20 protein-coding genes are annotated in these 18353 nt (G+C 29.0%); 16 read left to right on the top strand and 4 right to left on the bottom strand.

What is annotated here, in order from left to right; genetic code table 11:
- The first annotated feature begins 55 nt into the window (after positions 1–55).
- The 10 genes from murC to CVOLT_RS05675 all read left to right on the top strand — a co-directional run bounded on the left by murC (position 56) and on the right by CVOLT_RS05675 (position 9179).
- Positions 56–1348, top strand: a complete 1293-nt coding sequence (murC, locus tag CVOLT_RS05720; protein WP_039665855.1) for a UDP-N-acetylmuramate--L-alanine ligase — start codon at positions 56–58, stop codon at positions 1346–1348.
- A complete protein-coding gene (locus CVOLT_RS05715; protein ID WP_039665854.1) occupies positions 1341–1685 on the top strand; it encodes a hypothetical protein in 345 nt (114 codons plus the stop codon). Before murC ends, CVOLT_RS05715 begins: the two co-directional genes overlap by 8 nt.
- Positions 1682–3880 (top strand): endonuclease MutS2, encoded by a 2199-nt coding sequence (locus CVOLT_RS05710; RefSeq protein ID WP_039665853.1) that lies wholly within the window; start codon positions 1682–1684, stop codon positions 3878–3880. Before CVOLT_RS05715 ends, CVOLT_RS05710 begins: the two co-directional genes overlap by 4 nt.
- A 108-nt stretch (positions 3881–3988) precedes the next feature.
- The gene (locus tag CVOLT_RS05705) at positions 3989–4582 is read left to right on the top strand and encodes a LysE family transporter (protein WP_039665852.1); all 594 of its coding nucleotides are present in this window, start codon (positions 3989–3991) and stop codon (positions 4580–4582) included.
- 3 nt (positions 4583–4585) lie between these two features.
- Positions 4586–5686: a succinyl-diaminopimelate desuccinylase gene (dapE, locus tag CVOLT_RS05700; protein WP_039665851.1), complete on the top strand. Its 1101-nt coding sequence runs from the start codon at positions 4586–4588 to the stop codon at positions 5684–5686.
- A 16-nt stretch (positions 5687–5702) separates the two neighbouring features.
- On the top strand, positions 5703–5894 hold the full coding sequence (thiS, locus tag CVOLT_RS05695) for a sulfur carrier protein ThiS (RefSeq protein ID WP_039665850.1): 192 nt from the start codon (positions 5703–5705) through the stop codon (positions 5892–5894).
- On the top strand, positions 5894–6700 hold the full coding sequence (thiF, locus tag CVOLT_RS05690) for a thiamine biosynthesis protein ThiF (protein WP_039665849.1): 807 nt from the start codon (positions 5894–5896) through the stop codon (positions 6698–6700). The genes thiS and thiF overlap by 1 nt, the downstream gene beginning before the upstream one ends.
- On the top strand, positions 6693–7448 hold the full coding sequence (locus tag CVOLT_RS05685; protein ID WP_039665848.1) for a thiazole synthase: 756 nt from the start codon (positions 6693–6695) through the stop codon (positions 7446–7448). The genes thiF and CVOLT_RS05685 overlap by 8 nt, the downstream gene beginning before the upstream one ends.
- The gene (thiH, locus tag CVOLT_RS05680) at positions 7445–8584 is read left to right on the top strand and encodes a 2-iminoacetate synthase ThiH (protein ID WP_235362396.1); all 1140 of its coding nucleotides are present in this window, start codon (positions 7445–7447) and stop codon (positions 8582–8584) included. The genes CVOLT_RS05685 and thiH overlap by 4 nt, the downstream gene beginning before the upstream one ends.
- The gene (locus CVOLT_RS05675; protein ID WP_039665847.1) at positions 8574–9179 is read left to right on the top strand and encodes a thiamine phosphate synthase; all 606 of its coding nucleotides are present in this window, start codon (positions 8574–8576) and stop codon (positions 9177–9179) included. The genes thiH and CVOLT_RS05675 overlap by 11 nt, the downstream gene beginning before the upstream one ends.
- 26 nt (positions 9180–9205) lie before the next feature.
- Here the strand turns inward: CVOLT_RS05675 and CVOLT_RS05670 are convergent, their stop codons facing one another.
- On the bottom strand, positions 9206–10567 hold the full coding sequence (locus CVOLT_RS05670; protein ID WP_039665846.1) for a DASS family sodium-coupled anion symporter: 1362 nt from the start codon (positions 10565–10567) through the stop codon (positions 9206–9208).
- Between the two features lie 191 nt (positions 10568–10758).
- Here CVOLT_RS05670 and mapA point away from each other — a divergent pair, with 191 nt between their 5' ends.
- From mapA to CVOLT_RS05640, 6 genes are all read left to right on the top strand, one after another.
- The gene (gene mapA, locus CVOLT_RS05665) at positions 10759–11406 is read left to right on the top strand and encodes an outer membrane lipoprotein MapA (protein WP_039665845.1); all 648 of its coding nucleotides are present in this window, start codon (positions 10759–10761) and stop codon (positions 11404–11406) included.
- A complete protein-coding gene (locus CVOLT_RS05660) occupies positions 11403–11984 on the top strand; it encodes a ComF family protein (RefSeq protein ID WP_039665844.1) in 582 nt (193 codons plus the stop codon). Before mapA ends, CVOLT_RS05660 begins: the two co-directional genes overlap by 4 nt.
- 21 nt (positions 11985–12005) lie before the next feature.
- Complete coding sequence (gene gyrA / locus CVOLT_RS05655) at positions 12006–14564, top strand: DNA gyrase subunit A (RefSeq protein WP_039665843.1); 2559 nt, start codon at positions 12006–12008, stop codon at positions 14562–14564.
- A gap of 62 nt (positions 14565–14626) precedes the next feature.
- The gene (locus CVOLT_RS05650; RefSeq protein WP_039665842.1) at positions 14627–15142 is read left to right on the top strand and encodes an LPP20 family lipoprotein; all 516 of its coding nucleotides are present in this window, start codon (positions 14627–14629) and stop codon (positions 15140–15142) included.
- Positions 15118–15564: a hypothetical protein gene (locus CVOLT_RS05645; RefSeq protein ID WP_039665841.1), complete on the top strand. Its 447-nt coding sequence runs from the start codon at positions 15118–15120 to the stop codon at positions 15562–15564. Before CVOLT_RS05650 ends, CVOLT_RS05645 begins: the two co-directional genes overlap by 25 nt.
- A 56-nt stretch (positions 15565–15620) precedes the next feature.
- Positions 15621–16823 carry an ABC transporter permease gene (locus CVOLT_RS05640; RefSeq protein ID WP_039665840.1) on the top strand — a complete coding sequence of 401 codons (1203 nt, stop codon included), beginning with the start codon at positions 15621–15623 and terminating at the stop codon, positions 16821–16823.
- Here CVOLT_RS05640 and CVOLT_RS05635 read toward each other — a convergent pair whose 3' ends face one another.
- From CVOLT_RS05635 to CVOLT_RS05625, 3 genes are read right to left on the bottom strand one after another with little or no spacing between them, the layout of a single operon-like run.
- Positions 16824–17381 (bottom strand): cytochrome oxidase biogenesis protein, Sco1/SenC/PrrC family, encoded by a 558-nt coding sequence (locus CVOLT_RS05635; protein ID WP_039665839.1) that lies wholly within the window; start codon positions 17379–17381, stop codon positions 16824–16826.
- Between the two features lie 3 nt (positions 17382–17384).
- Positions 17385–17834 carry a hypothetical protein gene (locus CVOLT_RS05630; RefSeq protein ID WP_052243180.1) on the bottom strand — a complete coding sequence of 150 codons (450 nt, stop codon included), beginning with the start codon at positions 17832–17834 and terminating at the stop codon, positions 17385–17387.
- Positions 17834–18244 (bottom strand): copper chaperone PCu(A)C, encoded by a 411-nt coding sequence (locus CVOLT_RS05625; protein WP_039665837.1) that lies wholly within the window; start codon positions 18242–18244, stop codon positions 17834–17836. The genes CVOLT_RS05630 and CVOLT_RS05625 overlap by 1 nt, the downstream gene beginning before the upstream one ends.
- Positions 18245–18353 lie beyond the last annotated feature (109 nt).

Below are 18353 nucleotides of genomic sequence, written 5' to 3'. Positions count from 1 at the left end.
ATTTTAGTAAATAAATGATAAAATTCTTACCTTATATTGAATACTTGAGGCAAGAATGCAAAAAATTCATTTCATAGGTATAGGTGGTATAGGTATTTCAGCATTGGCTAGATTTTTAAAAGAGCAAGGCTTTGAAATTAGCGGTTCTGATATAAAAGAAAGCAAAACCACAAAAGAATTAGAAAAAGAAGGGATCAGCATAAAAATTCCACATCATAAAGATAATGTTAAAAATGTGGATTTAGTGGTGTATTCAGCAGCTATTAAAGAAGATAACGAAGAATTATTAAGCGCAAAAGAACAAAACATTTCTACTCTTTCAAGAAAAGAAGCTTTGCCTATGATTTTAAAAGATAAAAGAGTTTTTGCAGTGGCAGGAGCTCATGGTAAAAGCACTACTTCAAGTATTTTAGCAAGTTTAATAGAAGCTTCAGTGATCATCGGTGCAGTTTTAAAAGAAAGTGGTACCAATATGCTTTATAAAGAAAGCCAAAATATCATTTTTGAAGCTGATGAGAGCGATAGCTCTTTTTTAAATTCAAATCCTTATTTGGCTATCGTAACCAATGTCGAAGCAGAACATTTAGATCATTATGGAAATGATCTTGCTAGATTGCACAAAGCTTATGAGGATTTTTTAAATTTATCTAAAATTCAAGTTATCAATGCTGAAGATGAATTTTTAGCAAAATTGAATTTGTCTAATTGTAAAAAATTATATCCAAGCAAAGACATTAAAAATATCCGTATGAGTGTAGAAAATTTTAAACCTAAAATTCATTTTGAGTTAAAAGATTTTGGAGAATTTGGTGTTTGTGGTATGGGAGAGCATGTAGCGCTTGATGCTTCTTTGGCTATTTTAGCTGCAAGTGAATTTTTAAGCACGGATCAAATTCGAACAAATTTGCAAAATTATCAAGGCATTAAAAAAAGATTTGATATTTTATTTGCTAATGAAAAGATGGCTTTAATAGATGATTATGGTCATCATCCAACAGAAATCAAAACCACGCTAAAAGCAGCTAAAGAATATGCAAATTTAGCTGGATATAAAAAGCTTATAGCTATTTTTGAACCACATCGTTATACTCGTTTGAGTGCGAATGTGGAGTATTTTAGTCAAGTGTTATCTTGCGTTGATGAATTATATATCTTACCTGTATATGCAGCAGGTGAAGCTAAAATAGACATAAATATGCAAAAATATTTTCCAAATGCACATTTTATAAAAGATATCAAAAGAGAGCAAAATGCCATTTATCTTGATGAAATTTTATTAGATAGTGGCTTGGTAATTGGCTTTGGTGCAGGAGATATTAGCGTAAAACTTAGAGGTAAATATGTTTAAAATTTTTTTATATATATTAGCTTTTTTTATGATTTTACTTTTTTTTGCATTTTTGAGGAAAAAAATTGGAAAAATTAGTAATTATCTTTTAGCTATAGTATTGATTTTAGCTATAGTTTTTGCTGTTAAATTTGAGCTTAGTGCTACAAGGAGTGGGATTGTTAAAAAAGAAATGCTAAATGCTTTTTTACAAGGTCAAATTTTAAAATGTCAAGATATGAATGTAAGCAAAGAATTTTTTAATTTTGAACATGGCACGCAAAGCTTTGTTTCTAATGGTAAAAATAAAGATTTTAAAGCTTTGGTTTTTGATATTAAAGATTGCAATCTACAATGACACAAGAGCTTTTTAAAAAATTAGATTTAGATTCTTATATAGCTGAATTTAAAAATTTTTTCGCAAGAGATAAAGATGTTTTTTTGCAAGGTGATAGCAAATTGCATTTTAAAAGGATTGATGAGCTTTGCAAGATAGATTTTACCTCACCACCTAGTATAAGCAATCTAAATACAGCCTTAACTCATCTTAGCAAACAAGGAATTTTACACTTAGATCAAAGCTTTGAATTGATTAAAATTTGTATGTACTTTAGGTATTTAAAGGGTTTAAAATTTGAAGAAAGTTTAAAAGAATGGCTTTTAAAGATAGAAATTCCACAAGTTATCACAGAGCTTTTTGAATATTTTGATGAAAAAGGTCAAATAAAAGAAAGCATAGATGAAAGACTTATAAATTTAAATCTTTCTTTAAAGCTCAAAAAAGAAAGTTTAACAGCTGAGTTTAAAAAACTCACTTATATTAAAAATTTAACTCCTTATCTTATAGATACGCAAATTCATTTGATAAATGGTATGGAAGCTTTGCTTGTGCGTGGAGGATTTAACCATACATTAAAAGCTAAGATTATAGGTAGAAGTAGCGGTGGAGGCTTTTATGTAGTGCCTTTGAGTGTGGAAAAAATTCAAAGTCAAATTGATGAGATTGAAAATGCCAAAGAAGAAATTTATTATGAGTATGCTAAAAAAATTAGTTTAATTTTTCATAAAAATTTATTGTTTTTAAAATTTATAAACAATGCTTTTGATTTGTTTGATCATTATAGTGCTAGAGTTTTAATGGCTAAAAAAAATGATTATGAGTTTATTTTAGCGGATAATTCTACAAATTTAAATTTATATGATTTTGCTCATCCTGCTTTAAAAAATGCAAAAAGTGTGAATTTGGAATTTAATAAAAAAGTTTTAATTATCACAGGGGTAAATGCAGGTGGAAAGTCTATGCTTTTAAAAGGAATTTTAAGCGCAGCTTTACTTGCTAAGTATCTTCTTCCTATGAAAATTAATTCTCAAAAAAGTCAAATAGGAAATTTTAAAGAATTTGATGCGATTTTAGAAGACCCGCAAAATGTAAAAAATGATATTTCTACCTTTGCAGGAAGAATGTTGCATTTTTCTAAACTTTTAGGCAAAAAACATCTCTTACTAGGCATAGATGAAATAGAACTTGGGACAGATTTTGAAGAAGCAGCGTGTTTGTATAATGAATTGATTATAAAATTTTTAGAGCAAGATAATAAAATCATCATCACTACTCATCATAAACGCCTTGCGATGCTTTTGGCAAAAAATGAGCAAGTTGAGCTTATAGCAGCTTTGTATGATGAAGAGCTTTCTCGTCCAAAATATGAATTTTTAAAAGGCACCATAGGAAAATCTTATGCGTTTGAAACAGCTTTAAGATATGGCATAAGTGCAAATTTAGTGCAAAATGCAAAAAAACTTTATGGAGAAGATAAAGAAAATTTAGAAGAAATGGTGAGTAAAAATATCAATCTTGAGCTTAGTTTGCGTAAAAAAAACGAAGAGCTTGAGAAAAAAGAAGTAAAGGTAGATGAAATTTTAACTTCTTTAAAAGATCAAAAAGAAAAAAATGAGCAAGAATTTAAAAAAATCATTTCTAATTTGGAATTTAAATACCACAAAGCCATAGAAGAAGCTAAAAAAACCATTAATCTTAAAGATATCAAAGAAAAACAAAGAAGTTTAAATAAAGCCAATGAGCTTAAAAAAAGCATTATTTTGCCAAGTATGGAGCAAAATGATGAGCTTAGGGTTGGAGACTTTGTAAAATATGAAAAAATCAAAGGTAAAATTACAGCTATTTCTAAAAATGATGCGATCATTCAAAGCGATGGTTTAAATTTGCGTGTGCCACTAAAGCTGCTTAAAAAAACCAACCATACACCTATGCAAAAACCAAAATCAAGTATTAATATCACTAGACCAAGTGCTTTGAGTATGACTTTGGATTTACATGGTCTTAGAAGTGATGAGGCGCTAGATAGACTTGATAAATTTATTTCTGATGCTTTAATAGCTGGTTTTGATGAGGTGATAATCTATCATGGTATAGGCACAGGAAAACTTGCTTTTGCAGTAAAAGAATTTTTAAAAGCCCACAAAAGCGTAAAAAGCTTTAATGATGCTCCTATTAATCAAGGTGGTTTTGGTGCTAAGGTGGTGAGGTTATAAAATATTTTTTGTTACCAAAGATAAGATTATAAATTTAAGTTTTTAATTTAAAACTTAAATTTAAATACTTTTTGTTAGTCTTTTAAAAAATTTTTAGGCTAAGAAAAAATGTTAGAGATTGTTTTAAATGGTATTATTTTAGGTATGGCAGTATCAGTTCCTTTTGGGCCTGTAAATATTTTGATTTTAAATACTGCTTTATCTTCTTTTAAAAGTGCTTTTTGTATAGGGCTTGGAGCATTAAGTGCTGATATACTTTTTTTAATTTTAATCAATTTTGGTGTTTTAAGTTTTGCAAATAATGAAATTTTTTATAAAATACTAGCTGTTTTTGGTTTTTTCTTTTTAAGTTATATGGTATTTTTAATGCTTAAAAAAACTAAAAAAGTCAATTTAAGCCAAATTCATAGCATTCATCCTGCAAAGGGTTTTGCAAAAGGATTTTTTTTAAATTTAACAAATCCTTATGTGATAGGATTTTGGGTGAGTGTGGCTGGACTTAGTGTGCAAAGTAAAAATTCTTTTGCCTTGCTTTTTGGTTTAGTAGGGTTTATCGTATTTTGGATCTTTGCTTTGTCATTTTTTGTATATAAATTTAAGTCTTTTGTGAAAAATAAACATATTTTTTATATCAATCTTGGTTCAGCAGTTATTTTAGAGTATTTTGCTCTTTCTTTGTTGTATAAAGCTTTTATAGGATAAAACATGCAAGTAGTAGATTTTTTTAAAGAATTATGCAAATTTAAATCCATCACTCCAAATGATGATGGAGCTTTAAATTATATTGCAGTTGAGCTTAGTGATTTTGAAGCATTTTTCATAGAAAAAGAAGGTGTTAAAAATTTATTATTGACTAAAAAATTTAGCGAAGATGGTGTGCATTTAGCTTTTGGTGGGCATATAGATGTAGTTCCATCAGGCAATGGATGGAGCAGCGATCCATTTGATCCTTTAGAAAAAGATGGCTTTATCTATGCAAGAGGTGCTCAAGATATGAAAAGTGGCTTAGCTGCTTTTATATGTGCCATAAAAGAAGTAGAAAAATTTCAAGGAAGAATTTCACTCATTTTAACAAGCGACGAAGAAGGCGAGGCAAAGTATGGCACGCTTGAAGTGCTTAAATTTATGCAAGAAAAAGATATGTTGCCAGATTTTGCCGTCGTTGCTGAGCCAACTTGTGATAAAAAATTTGGAGATAGTATAAAAATAGGTCGTCGTGGCTCTATAAATGGAAAATTGCTTATAAAAGGAAAGCAAGGGCATGTAGCTTATCCGCAAAAATGTATAAATCCTATACATAATTTTGCCCCTGTTTTGAAATTTTTAGCAGGTTTTAATCTTGATCCAGGAGATGATGCTTTTTCACCATCAAAGATAGTTATAACTGATATAAGAGGTGGTATGGAGGTTAGCAATGTGACTCCAAATGATTTAAAATTGATGTTTAATGTTAGAAATTCACCTCAAACCACTCTTGAAGATGTTCAAAAATATGTTGAAAAAACTTGCGAAGGACTTGATTATGAGCTTAGCTTAACTCAAAGTTCAAAGCCTTTTTTAACAAATATAAATTCTAAAATAGTGCAAATTTTAAATCAAAGCGTGCAAAAAATCACTCAAGTAGTCCCTGAGCTTAACACCAAAGGTGGCACTAGTGATGCAAGATATTTTGCTGAATTTGGTATAGATGTAGTGGAATTTGGAGTTTGCAATGATACAATCCATGCCATAGATGAAAGAGTTAGCATAGAAGAGTGCGAAAAATTATATTTAGTTTTTAAAGATTTGATAGAGAATTTTGATTAGAAATAAAAGGCTTTAAATGGTCATTAATGGAGAAGAATTTGAGCTTAAAGAGCTTAAATTTATGGATTTTTTAAATGAAAAAGGTTATAAAATAGAATTTATTGCTTTAGAATTAAATGGAGAAATTATTTCAAGAGATAAATTTGAAAATTTAATTTTAAAAGAAAATGATAAAGCAGAAATTGTAACTTTTGTTGGTGGTGGTTGATGAATATAAAATTTAATGGCAAAAAAATAAATACAAATTTTGATAATACTTTAGATTTTTTTAAAAGTGTGAGTAAAAATGAAAATGATGTTTGGATAGTTAATGGTTTTGCCACTAAAGAAAGATTAAATTTAAATGAAAATGATGAACTTTTTTGCATAGAAAAAAATAAAATGCCTCCTTATGAAGCATTAGATGCTATGATGAGGGCAAGACATACTCCAAAATTACACGATAGTTTAAAAAAAGCTAGTGTGGCTATTTGTGGCCTTGGTGGTCTTGGTTCTCATATAGCTATAATGTTAGCTCGTAGTGGTGTAGGAAGACTTCATTTGATAGATTTTGATGTGGTAGAACCTAGCAATCTTAATCGTCAAGCTTATATGATAGATGATTTAGGCAAATTTAAAAGTGATGCTTTAAAAGAGCAAATTTTAAAAATAAATCCTTTTATAAAAGTTTTTTCACAAATTTTAAAAATAGAAAAAGAAAATATAAAAGATTTGTTTGTAGATGATGATATAGTTTGTGAAGCTTTTGATAGTGCTAAATATAAAGCCATTTTAGCTCAAAATTTTCATAAATTTTATCCACAAAAGCCTCTTATATGTGGTTCTGGTTTGGCTGGATATGGAAATAGTAATGAAATACAAACTAAAAAAATAGCAAATAATTTTTATGTTTGTGGTGATTTAAAAAATGAAGCAAAAGTAGGAAATGGACTTATGGCGCCTCGTGTAAATATATGTGCGGCTCATCAAGCAAATTTAGTTTTAGAGCTTTTAGCGAGTAAAAATAATGGATAAATTAAAAATAGGAAAGTATGAGTTTAATTCCCGTTTTATTTTAGGATCTGGAAAATTTTCTCTAGAGCTTATAAGTTCGGCTATAAATGAAGCAAAAGTAGAAATCATAACCCTTGCTTTAAGAAGAGCTATGTCAAAAAGTGAAAATATACTTGATTTTATACCAAAAAATATTACGCTTTTGCCAAATACTTCAGGTGCTAGAAATGCTAATGAAGCACTTCGTATAGCAAAGCTTTCAAGAGAGCTTGGATGTGGTGATATGATAAAGCTTGAAATTATTAGTGATAGTAAATATTTATTGCCTGATAATTATGAAAGTATAAAGGCTGTAGAGCTTTTAGTGAAGGAAAATTTTACACCTTTGGTTTATATGTATCCTGATTTATATGCTGCAAGAGCTCTAGAGCAAGCCGGTGCTGCTGCTATAATGCCACTTGGTGCTCCTATAGGAAGCAATAAAGGTTTATTAACAAAAGAATTTATACAGATTTTATTAAATGAAATTTCATTGCCTATAATAGTAGATGCTGGTATTGGAACTCCATCTCAAGCTTGTGAAGCTATGCAAATGGGAGTGAGTGCTATAATGGCAAATACTGCTATAGCTGAAGCTAATGATATAGCTAAGATGGCAAAGGCATTTTCTTTGGCTATAGAAGCTGGAAGAAGCGCTTATTTAGCTGGTATTGCTAGCATAAGTGATGCAAAAGCTAGTTCGCCTTTGACTGGATTTTTAAGGGATTGAAACTGAAGCAATTTATACATTTAAAAGATATACAAAGTGAAACTTTACAAACTCTTTTAAATGAAACTAGCATTTATGAACAAAGTCAATTTGGTGCTAAAGAAGTTAAAAAAGCTTTGGATAATGAGTATTGCACTTTAGATGATTTTAAAGCTTTGCTTTCAAATGCTGCAGAAAATTTTATAGAAGAAATAGCACAAAAAGCCCAAAAGCTTACACGAAAACATTTTGGAAATTCTATTAATCTTTTTACGCCTTTGTATCTTTCAAATTATTGTAATAGCAAATGTACTTATTGTGGATTTCAAAAAGGTAATAAGATTAAAAGAGCAAAGCTAAATGAAGATGAAATTCACAAAGAAATGCAAGAAATCAAAAAAAGTGGCTTAGAAGAAATTTTGCTTTTAACAGGTGAAGGTAGAGAGTATGCTAGTGTTGAGTATATAGCTAAAGCTTGCAAGATAGCAAAAGAATATTTTCAAGTAGTTGGGGTTGAGGTTTATCCTATGAATGAGCAAGAATATGCTTTGTTGCATGAAAATGCTTGCGAGTATGTGAGTATTTATCAAGAAACTTATAATCTAAAAAAATATTCTAAAATTCATTTAGAAGGCGAAAAAAGTATTTTTGAGTATAGATTTAATGCTCAAGAAAGAGCTTTAAAAGCTGGTATGAGAGGGGTTGCTTTTGGAACTTTACTTGGTATTGATGATTTTAGAAAAGATGCTTATGCTACTGCTTTACATGCTTATTTTTTGCAAAAAAAATATCCACACGCTGAAATTTCTTTATCAGTTCCAAGGCTTCGTCCTATAATAAATAATAAAAAAATTAATCCTAATGATGTAGATGAGACAAGACTTTTACAGGTAATGTGTGCGTATAGAATATTTTTACCTTTTGCAAGCATTACTATTTCAACGCGAGAAAAAGCTAAATTTAGAAATGCAGTGATTAAAATAGTCGCAAATAAAATGAGTGCAGGAGTTAGTGTGGGAGTTGGCGAGCATCAAGGTCTGAAAAAAGGTGATGATCAGTTTGAAATTTCTGATTTAAGAAGTGTAGAAGAAATTTTAAAAATGCTTAAAGATCAAAATTTACAAGCTATAATGAGCGATAGTATATATGTGGGATAAAAAAATCATTGCAATTAGTGATAGTCAAAATACACAAGGTGATTTTTTAAATTTTATTGAAAAATTAAGTAAAAGTTCTATTGATGCATTAGTTCTTAGAGAAAAACATTTAAACGCAACAGAATATTATGAGCTTGCTAAAGAAGTTCTTAGAATTTTTAGTAAAAATAATAAAATTTGTTTTTTGCATTTTTATCATGATGTGTGTTTGCGTTTAAATCATCAATATTTTCATTCTCCTTTTCAAATTCTAAAAAATGAAAAATATACTTGTAAGAAAATTCAATACATAGGAGTTTCTATACATTCTAAACAAGAGTTAAAACAAAGCTATCAATATAATGTTAATCATGCTTTTTATGGTCATATTTTTCCTAGCTCATGCAAGCAAGATTTAACCCCAAAAGGCATTTTAAATTTACAAGAAATTTTACTTCAATCTAAAATTCCAATTTATGCCATAGGTGGAATTAATATACAAACTATAAGTTTTTTAAAAGATTTAAATTTAGCTGGAATTTGTATGAGAGAAGCTTTATATAAAAATATAAATTTAAACGATTACTTGCAAAAATGTAGGAAAATGTTACATTAATTTTTTAGCCCAAAAGGACTAAAAAATTAAAGCCAAAAGAAGTAAGCAATAATAGCTATACTAATTGAACAAAATACATTGAGTATAATTCCAACTTTAACCATTTCTTGTTGTTTTATATGTCCTGTTCCAAAAACTATGGCATTTGGTGGTGTTGCAACTGGTAACATAAATGCACAAGAAGCTCCTATGGCTATGATTAAGGCAAGTCCTAAAGCTGGCACCCCTAAAGTTTCTGCAATGGAAATAAATAATGGCACCAAAAGAGCAGCTGAAGCGGTATTAGAAGTAAATTCGGTCAAAAATACTATAAAAAATGCTACAACTAATCCTATGATAAATAAATGTCCATTTTCGATAAATGAAATGATTGTATCAGCCATTACTTTACTAGCACCTGAGTCTCTTAAAACAACACTTAGAGTGATCCCGCCACCAAAAAGTAGCAACACACCCCAGTCGGTATTTTTTTGGATACTTTTCCAATCAATTACTTTAAAAACACATACCAAAATAGCAGCAAGTAAAGCAATAATTGCATCAAGATTTGCTATTTTATAACCAAAAGTTGCCTCTATAAAAGGAGAGATTTTTCCGCTAAAAATCCAAGCTAATGCCACTGCTAAAAATATAATTAAAGTAGTAACTCTTGGTCTAGTAAGCTCTACATAATCTGTATGAAGATCAATTTGGGCATTAAATTTAGGTTTAAATACAAAATATAATATGAAAATCATAGCTGGTAAGAAAACTAAAACAATAGGAATGCCATATTGTAGCCATTGTGCAAAAGTGATGTTAAGTTGGGTAGCAGCGATAGCATTTGGCGGTGTTCCAATTATAGTTCCTATACCACCTATACTTGCACTAAATGCAATACCTAAAAGAACAAAAACATAAGTATTTCTATCTTTTTCTGGATCCAAAGTAGCTAGCATTCCAATGGCCAAAGGTAGCATCATGGCTGCTGTTGCGGTATTACTCATCCACATAGATAAAAAAGCAGTAGTGATGAAAATATATAAACTTGATAATCCCAAATGTCCTTTTGCTAAAGAAAGGATTTTATGTGCGATCATTTTGTCTAATTTTTGATGATGCATTGCAGCAGCTAACGCAAACCCGCCAAAAAATAAAAAGATATTTGAATCTGCAAATCCACTTAAAGCTTTTGGCGTAGGTAATAAACCTAAAATAGCAGCCAATACAGGGACTAAAATAGCTGTAATTGTAACATGTAAAGCTTCGCTAAGCCAAAGTATAGCGATAAATACAAGCAATGATAAACCTTGATTTACTTTTGTTTCTCCAAAAGGTGAAAAATAAAGTAAAGCTATAAAAAGCACTAAATCTGCTATAACAATTAGCGTTTTTGTATTTAATTTCATTATGAAAAAAGCTCCTTTTATAAAAATTGTAGTTTTGTAACATATTATAGATGAATTTTGTTTTAAATTTTATATTTTTTGCAGGTTTGAAAATTTATATGTGTAAAAAAGTAGTCTAATAAGTGTTTTATTTTTTGGTATAATTTTTGCTAAATATTAAAAATCAAAGATGTTAATTTTAAGGAAAAAAAATGATAAAAAATGTGTTTTTTCTAGCATTTGTTTTATTTTTTAGCGCTTGTGCTGTTAATTCTAAAACTCAAAACATAACAAGAGTTAATGAAACAATTAAAATTCAAGCACAATGTTACAATCCTTCAGATTCTAAAGCTTATGAGGCTAAAATTCAAGGTTTAACTTATATTAGCGATGTGGGACTTAAGTATTGTGTTAATAAAAGAACCATAGATAAAAGTGTTGCTTTGAAAAAAGTTTATATACATAGAGTGTATGATTTGGATGAAAATTTAAAATTTTCAACTTCTAATGGAAACAATTACTATATCAATGAAAATTTTAATTATTATTTTTATATATTCTTAAAAGAAGAATTAAAAAACAGAGGTATTGTGGTAGTAGATAGTGCTCAAGATTCTCCATATATTTTAAGGGTTGATTTAAGTTTTGTTGATTTTTATTCAAAATTTGATTCTAAGTCTCTTTTTTCTATTATAGCTAGTCAATTGGAGATTAAAGATATCAATACTAATAAAAAAATCAATATTAAAACAAAACAAGAAGTAAAAGGTTTTAGTAAAATCAATGATTTACCTTTTTATACTCAACTTCTTATAAAACAAGTAGCAAATAAAGCTGCTGATATTATTAGTTCTTTGTGAGATGTTATAATTGTTATAAATTTTCCCTAGTAAGTTTTTGCACTCATTGTAAAGAAGAGTTGCAAGATTATTCTTTGGGTGTAAGAAAACTTGAAGGGGGATTGAAAGTTTATTATTTTTATCATTATGATGATATAAAGCATTTATTGCATACTAAGCATCGATTTTATGGATATTTTATTTTTCATGCATTAGCGAGATTAAGCTTTGCTAAATTTAGAAATTTTTTCAATCCACCATATTTTATTAATGTTATTGCTTTAGATGATAAAACCTATGGTGATTATTCTCATACTGCTATTTTAGCAAAATACTTAAAAACAAAATTTATAAAACCAATGTTTTGCACTTTGCAAGCAAAATCACAAGTAAAATACAGCGGTAAAAGTTTGCATTTTAGAAAAACAAATAAAAGATCATACGAACTTAAAAAAATTCCAAAATACCCCGTAATTTTAGTTGATGATATTGTTACCACTGGGTTAAGTTTGCTTGAAGCAAAAGAAATTTTAGAAAAAAATAATATAGAAGTGCTTTTTGCTTTAGTTTTAGCTAATGCAAAATTTGATACAATATAAACTTCAGTTTTAAGGATTTTTATGGAAAATATTTTTACTAAAGATTTAGATATTGAAGATATAGACATAGAAAGCTCGATAAAAAGTAGCTATTTAGATTATTCTATGAGTGTTATTATTGGGCGTGCTCTACCTGATGCTAGAGATGGTCTGAAGCCTGTTCATAGAAGAATTTTATATGCTATGAATGATTTAGGTGTTGGAAGTCGTAGTGCATATAAAAAATCAGCTCGTATAGTAGGGGATGTTATAGGTAAGTATCATCCACATGGAGATGTTGCTGTATATGATGCTTTGGTAAGAATGGCTCAAGATTTTTCTATGCGTTATCCAAGTGTTGATGGGCAAGGAAACTTTGGCTCTATAGATGGGGATGGCGCTGCTGCTATGCGTTATACTGAAGCTAGAATGACTATTTTGGCTGAAGAGTTGTTGCGTGATATTGATAAGGATACGGTTGATTTTGTTCCAAACTATGATGATTCTATGAGTGAGCCAGATGTTTTACCTGCTAGAGTTCCAAATTTATTACTTAATGGCTCAAGCGGTATAGCTGTGGGTATGGCTACAAATATTCCACCACATAGTTTAAATGAACTTATAGATGGTCTTTTATATTTGATTGATAATAAAGAATGCTCACTAGAAGAAATTATGCAATTTATAAAAGGTCCTGATTTTCCAACTGGCGGGATTATATATGGTAAAAAAGGCATAATAGAAGCTTATCGTACTGGTAGGGGTAGGGTTAAGGTAAGAGCGAAAACACATATTGAAAAAAGAGTAAATAAAGATATAATAGTTATAGATGAACTTCCTTATCAAACCAATAAAGCAAGACTTATAGAACAAATTGCTGATTTGGTAAAAGAAAAACAAATAGAAGGAATTTCAGAAATAAGAGATGAGAGTGATAGAGAAGGCATAAGGGTAGTTATAGAATTAAAACGCGATGCTATGAGCGAGATTGTTTTAAATAATTTATTTAAATCAACTACCATGGAAAGCACTTTTGGTGTGATAATGCTTGCTATACACAATAAAGAACCAAAAATATTTTCCTTAATTGAACTTTTAAATTTATTCTTGAGTCATAGAAAAACAGTTATCATAAGAAGAACTATATATGAGCTTCAAAAAGCTAGAGCTAGAGCTCATATTTTAGAAGGTTTAAAAATAGCCTTAGATAACATAGATGAAGTTATAGCTTTGATTAAAAATTCGCCTGATAATCCTACTGCAAAAAATTTATTGATGGAAAAATTTGGCCTTAGTGAGCTTCAATCAAATGCTATATTAGATATGAAGTTAGGTCGTTTAACAGGACTTGAAAGAGAAAAAATAGATAATGAATTAAAAGAATTATTAGCTGAAATTCAAAGACTTGATCAAATTTTAAAAAGCGAAACTTTACTTGAAAATTTAATTAAAGATGAGCTAAAAGAAATCAAAGCTAAATTTGATGTTCCAAGAATCACTCAAATAGAAGATGATTATGATGATATAGATATTGAAGATCTAATACCTAATGAAAATATGGTAGTAACTATAACTCATCGCGGATACATAAAACGCGTTCCAAGTAAGCAATATGAAAAGCAAAAACGCGGTGGCAAGGGTAAGGTAGCAGTAACTACATACGATGATGATTTTATAGAAAATTTCTTTACAGCAAATACTCATGATACTTTGATGTTTGTAACAGATCGCGGACAGCTTTATTGGCTCAAAGTATATAAAATTCCAGAAGGAAGTAGAACGGCCAAAGGTAAAGCTGTGGTGAATCTTATCAATTTACAAGCTGATGAAAAAATTATGGCAATCATTCCTACAACTGATTTTGATGAAAATAAATCTTTATGCTTTTTTACAAAAAATGGTATCGTAAAACGCACAAATTTAAGTGAATATCAAAATATTAGAAGCGTAGGTGTAAGAGCTATAAATTTAGATGAAAATGATGAATTAGTAACTGCTATAATTGTTTCAAGAGATGAAAATGAAATGCTAAATTCTCAAGCTGATGAAAATGAGATTTTAGATGATGAAAATGTAGAAGAAAACACAAAAGGCAAAATGCTTTTTGCTGTTACTAAAAAAGGTATGTGTATTAAATTCCCACTAGCTAAGGTAAGAGAGATAGGTCGTGTTAGTAGAGGTGTAACGGCTATTAAATTTAAAGAAAAAAATGACGAATTAGTAGGTGCGGTTGTCATAGAAAATGATGAACAAGAAATTTTAAGCGTTAGCGCAAAAGGTATAGGAAAACGCACTAATGCTGGAGAATATAGACTCCAAAGTAGAGGTGGAAAAGGCGTTATTTGTATGAAGCTTACACCAAAAACCAAGGAGTTAATTAGCGTTGTTATTGTTGATGAAAGTATGGATTTAATGGCTTTAACCAGTAGTGGAAAAATGATACGAGTTGATATGCAAAGTATTAGAAAAGCAGGAAGAAATACTAGTGGAGTTATAGTGGTAAATGTTGAAAATGATGAGGTTGTAAGCATTGCTAAGTGTCCTAAAGAAGAAGAGGATGGCTTAGAAAATGATACTAATGTAGATTTAAATTTAGAATAGTAAAATTCTTGGAATGCTTTTTGCTATTTTGATAAAATCAATATAAATTGAAGGTGTTTAAAATGAAAAAAATTGTTTTTATGTTTTGTGTGGCTTTAGGTTTTAGTGCGTGTGCGCTAGATCAAAGGGCTTTAAGTGCTAATCAAGCTCAAGCTGGTACTACTTCTAATGATGTTGTAGTGCAAAAGGTTGACAAAGAGGATGTTCGTAGTATCATTAGAGAAGAAAAAATGCTTGCAAATGATACAAGTACGGATAATGATTTAACTTTTACTGCAGTAGGAGAGGGTATAGCTCCGCTTAATACTGTTTCAGTTGGTCAAGCTTTAGCATTAGCTAAAAGAGCAGCGATTACAGATGCTTATAGACAATTAGCTAGTAAGCTATATGGTGTAAGAATCAATGGTAAAGACACAGTAAAAGATGCTATGCTTAAAAGTTCAACCATTACAGCTCAAGTAAATGGTTTGATTAAAAACGCTAGTGTGGTTGATCAAGATTTTAAAGATGGACTTTATAGAGTAAATGTGGAATTAAAAATCGACGCAGACAAGTGGAAAGAATTATTTGCTTATTAATCTTCTTATCTTTTAAAGTATTTGCCCAAGATGAGTTTATATTTTGGGCAGAACTTTCTAATAAAAATTTAATCCTTTTTCATCAAAATGAAACTATTTCCATTGCTATGACTAAAAGCAAGAAAAAACAATTAGAATACGCATGTGAAATTCCTTATAATGATAAAGATTTTGCATTATTACCTCGTGATAATTTTGGCAATATTGACGAAGATAAAATGAGTAAGATGGATAAATTTAATTTTTTAAATTCAAGAAAAAGTGATTTGATTGATTGTTTTTTAAATTTTAAAATTGATGTAAAAGATTTTACTCAAACCAATTTAGCTATAACCCATAGTGAAACTTATGTGAGAATTTTACCCTTAAGATTTATAGTCGAATTTAATAACAATAGTTTTTTTATATATTATCTAAAATAATACAAAGTTAAATTTTATCACTTTAAGGATAAAATAAATAAAAACAAAGTTGTAAAATGAATAAAAGTATTCCTAGGTATTTATTATTTAAATATTTGCGTTTTGACAAAGATCAGCCATTTATAATGCTATCAAAAATTTTGGCTTTTTTGGGTGTAAGTATAGGTTTGTGTGTTCTTTTGGTTGCTATGGCTATTATGAATGGTTTTGATAAAGAGTTTGAAAGAAAACTTTTTACTATGAATTATCCAATATCGATTTTACCTCGTTTTGGAGCCAGTGTTGATGAGAAGTTATTGCAAGATTTGAAAAATAAATTTCCAAATTTGTTATTTAGTCCTTATATCAGCACTCAAGTGATTGCTAGAAATGATTTTAAGTTAGAAGGTGGAGTGCTTTTTGGAGTTAATTTTGATGATGAGAAAAAAATCAATGATGTGATAAATCAAGCATTGCAAAATAAAACTCTTCAAAATTTTGATATATTAATTGGCAATGGTTTAAAAACTGAATTTGATCTTACATTTGATGATAAAATAACATTAATTTTTTCTCATTTAAATGCGAGTGGTTTGTCTTTAATTCCACAAGTAAAGCGTTTTGATGTTAAAGCTTCTTTTTCTTCTGGTTTGCTTGCTTATGATAAAGCTTATATGTATGTAGATATTAATTCTTTAGCAAAAATTTTATCTTATCCAAAAGGTGTATATGATGGATTGCATGTATTTTCAAAAAAACCTTTTGAAGACATTAAAGCTATAGAAGAATTTTTAGGAGCTAAGTATCTAAGCGTAGGTTGGTGGGAGCAAAATGGCAATTTTTTTGCTGCTTTGGCTTTGGAAAAAAGAGCGCTTTTTATAGTTTTGATGCTCATTATTTTAGTTGCAAGTTTAAATATAGTTAGTTCTTTGTTGATGATAGTTATGAATAGACGCTCTGAGATAGCATTATTGCTTTCTTTAGGGGTAAGCAAAAATGAAATCAAAAAAACCTTTTTTTCTTTAGGATTTTTAATCGGAGGAAGTGGAATTATAGCAGGAATGATTTTAGCAACCATTGCTTTATATATGCTTGGAAATTTTGATATTATTTCTTTACCCAGTGATGTATATGGTATGAGTAAATTACCACTAGAATTATCTTTGGTTGATTTTCTATCAACGATTTTTGGTGCGATTTTTATCGTTGCTTTGTCATCTTATTATCCAGCTAAAAAAGCAACCCAAGTAAATATTTTAGAAACTTTGAGAAATGAATAATCATTTCTCATTTAAAAATTTTTTAATCTCATTATAAAAATTTTCATAACTAATATCACTAATTTTTTTTACAAATTTTCCATTTTCATCTAAAAGATAAAATTCACCACTATGAGCAATGGAATATTGCATAGCAGAATTTGGAAGAGGTATTTTTTCATAAACAACCCCATAATTTTTTGTGATATTTTGAAGTTCATTTTCGTTTTTTGCAACTAAAGCAGTAGAATTTGGGTAAAAATATTTTACCCATTGACTAGTTTGAGTGATGTTATTGTCTCTATTTGGATCTAATGAGATAAACAAAACATGTGCATTTTTTGCATCCATTTTAGTTAAAACATCTCCAATTAAAGCTAGCTCTGTTGGACATACATCAGGACAATAAGTATAACCAAAATATACAATTAGCTTTTTGCCAGCAAAATCTTTAAGACTTAGTAAGCCCTTTTCAGAATTTAGATTAAAATTATATTTGTTATTTTGAAAATATTGATTTGAGATAAAAAAAACTCCGATTGTGATAAAAATAAGTAAGAAAAATTTCATTTTTTTCATTTTTTACCTTTTTACATCAAAATCAAAATAAAAATTGAGTGGTTTCTCATCATCAAAAAGTTCAATTCTAAAACGCATTGTATCAAGAGTGCATGAACTTAAGACCAATTTTGCATGATAAGAATTATTTATTTTTTTAAAATTTGGTACTATATCTCCCATATACATATTAAGTCCATAGACTCTAGCGTTGAGTTTGTCAAAATCACCAAGATTGCTGATGTTTAAATCAAGCTCACTCATAGAAGTAATCGGTTTTGGACTTAAAGATACTAAAACTTTTCTTCCATTAAGGTTATATTGGCATTCTTGAGTGTTTAAATCACATTGTAATGGCGTGAGTGTGGTGATTAGTTCTCTTTTTTTGTAAGGATTGTTTGTTAGATTATTATAAAAATAAGCTCCAGCTATTGCCAAAATAATAGCTAGAGCAAATATAAATAAATTTTTCATTATTTTTTAGGACTTATATCTTGCAATTTTATGGTTGTATTATCATCAAAATAAAGAGTGAGACTAGCTTTTGTATTTTCTGTGACATTTTGTTTAAGATTTAAAGCCATGATATGCATACCACCTGGTTTCAAAATAGCACTAGAATTTGCTTTGATGATTATTTGAGGAATTTGCACCATCATTTTTTTGCCATTTTCCATGATATGATCGTGAATTTCAGTAGTATCACTTAGCGAGTTATCAGCTTTTATGAGTTTTATATCTTTGTTAGATTTGTTTTGAATTTCTAAAAAAAACGCAGTTGCTTTGGCATTTGGAGGAGTTTGTTTTACATAAGGATTATTGATTACAATATCATTTGCAAATAAAAACGAACTAAATATACAAAGTGCTAAAATTTTTTTCATACTATTTTCCTTTATTTTTGGTATTTAAAACATTATACACTGAATAAATTTAAAAATATATTTATTGTAAAAATACTATAATTACACCTTTAAATTTATAATCAAAGAA

Source organism: Campylobacter volucris (genome assembly GCF_008245045.1).
Lineage (GTDB): Bacteria > Campylobacterota > Campylobacteria > Campylobacterales > Campylobacteraceae > Campylobacter_D > Campylobacter_D volucris.
The sequence above is the reverse complement of the archived record's forward strand: the minus strand, read 5'-3'. Positions and strand labels throughout refer to the sequence as shown.

Coding starts and splice junctions, on each gene's coding strand:
- CVOLT_RS05685 (WP_039665848.1), top strand. CDS start 6,693: ATGGATAAATTAAAAATAGGAAAGTATGAGTTTAATTCCCGTTTTATT.
- CVOLT_RS05715 (WP_039665854.1), top strand. CDS start 1,341: ATGTTTAAAATTTTTTTATATATATTAGCTTTTTTTATGATTTTACTT.
- dapE (WP_039665851.1), top strand. CDS start 4,586: ATGCAAGTAGTAGATTTTTTTAAAGAATTATGCAAATTTAAATCCATC.
- CVOLT_RS05670 (WP_039665846.1), bottom strand. CDS start 10,567: ATGAAATTAAATACAAAAACGCTAATTGTTATAGCAGATTTAGTGCTT.
- murC (WP_039665855.1), top strand. CDS start 56: ATGCAAAAAATTCATTTCATAGGTATAGGTGGTATAGGTATTTCAGCA.
- thiS (WP_039665850.1), top strand. CDS start 5,703: ATGGTCATTAATGGAGAAGAATTTGAGCTTAAAGAGCTTAAATTTATG.
- CVOLT_RS05630 (WP_052243180.1), bottom strand. CDS start 17,834: ATGAAAAATTTATTTATATTTGCTCTAGCTATTATTTTGGCAATAGCT.
- CVOLT_RS05635 (WP_039665839.1), bottom strand. CDS start 17,381: ATGAAAAAAATGAAATTTTTCTTACTTATTTTTATCACAATCGGAGTT.
- gyrA (WP_039665843.1), top strand. CDS start 12,006: ATGGAAAATATTTTTACTAAAGATTTAGATATTGAAGATATAGACATA.
- CVOLT_RS05625 (WP_039665837.1), bottom strand. CDS start 18,244: ATGAAAAAAATTTTAGCACTTTGTATATTTAGTTCGTTTTTATTTGCA.
- CVOLT_RS05675 (WP_039665847.1), top strand. CDS start 8,574: ATGTGGGATAAAAAAATCATTGCAATTAGTGATAGTCAAAATACACAA.
- CVOLT_RS05710 (WP_039665853.1), top strand. CDS start 1,682: ATGACACAAGAGCTTTTTAAAAAATTAGATTTAGATTCTTATATAGCT.
- CVOLT_RS05705 (WP_039665852.1), top strand. CDS start 3,989: ATGTTAGAGATTGTTTTAAATGGTATTATTTTAGGTATGGCAGTATCA.
- mapA (WP_039665845.1), top strand. CDS start 10,759: ATGATAAAAAATGTGTTTTTTCTAGCATTTGTTTTATTTTTTAGCGCT.
- CVOLT_RS05650 (WP_039665842.1), top strand. CDS start 14,627: ATGAAAAAAATTGTTTTTATGTTTTGTGTGGCTTTAGGTTTTAGTGCG.
- CVOLT_RS05640 (WP_039665840.1), top strand. CDS start 15,621: ATGAATAAAAGTATTCCTAGGTATTTATTATTTAAATATTTGCGTTTT.
- thiF (WP_039665849.1), top strand. CDS start 5,894: ATGAATATAAAATTTAATGGCAAAAAAATAAATACAAATTTTGATAAT.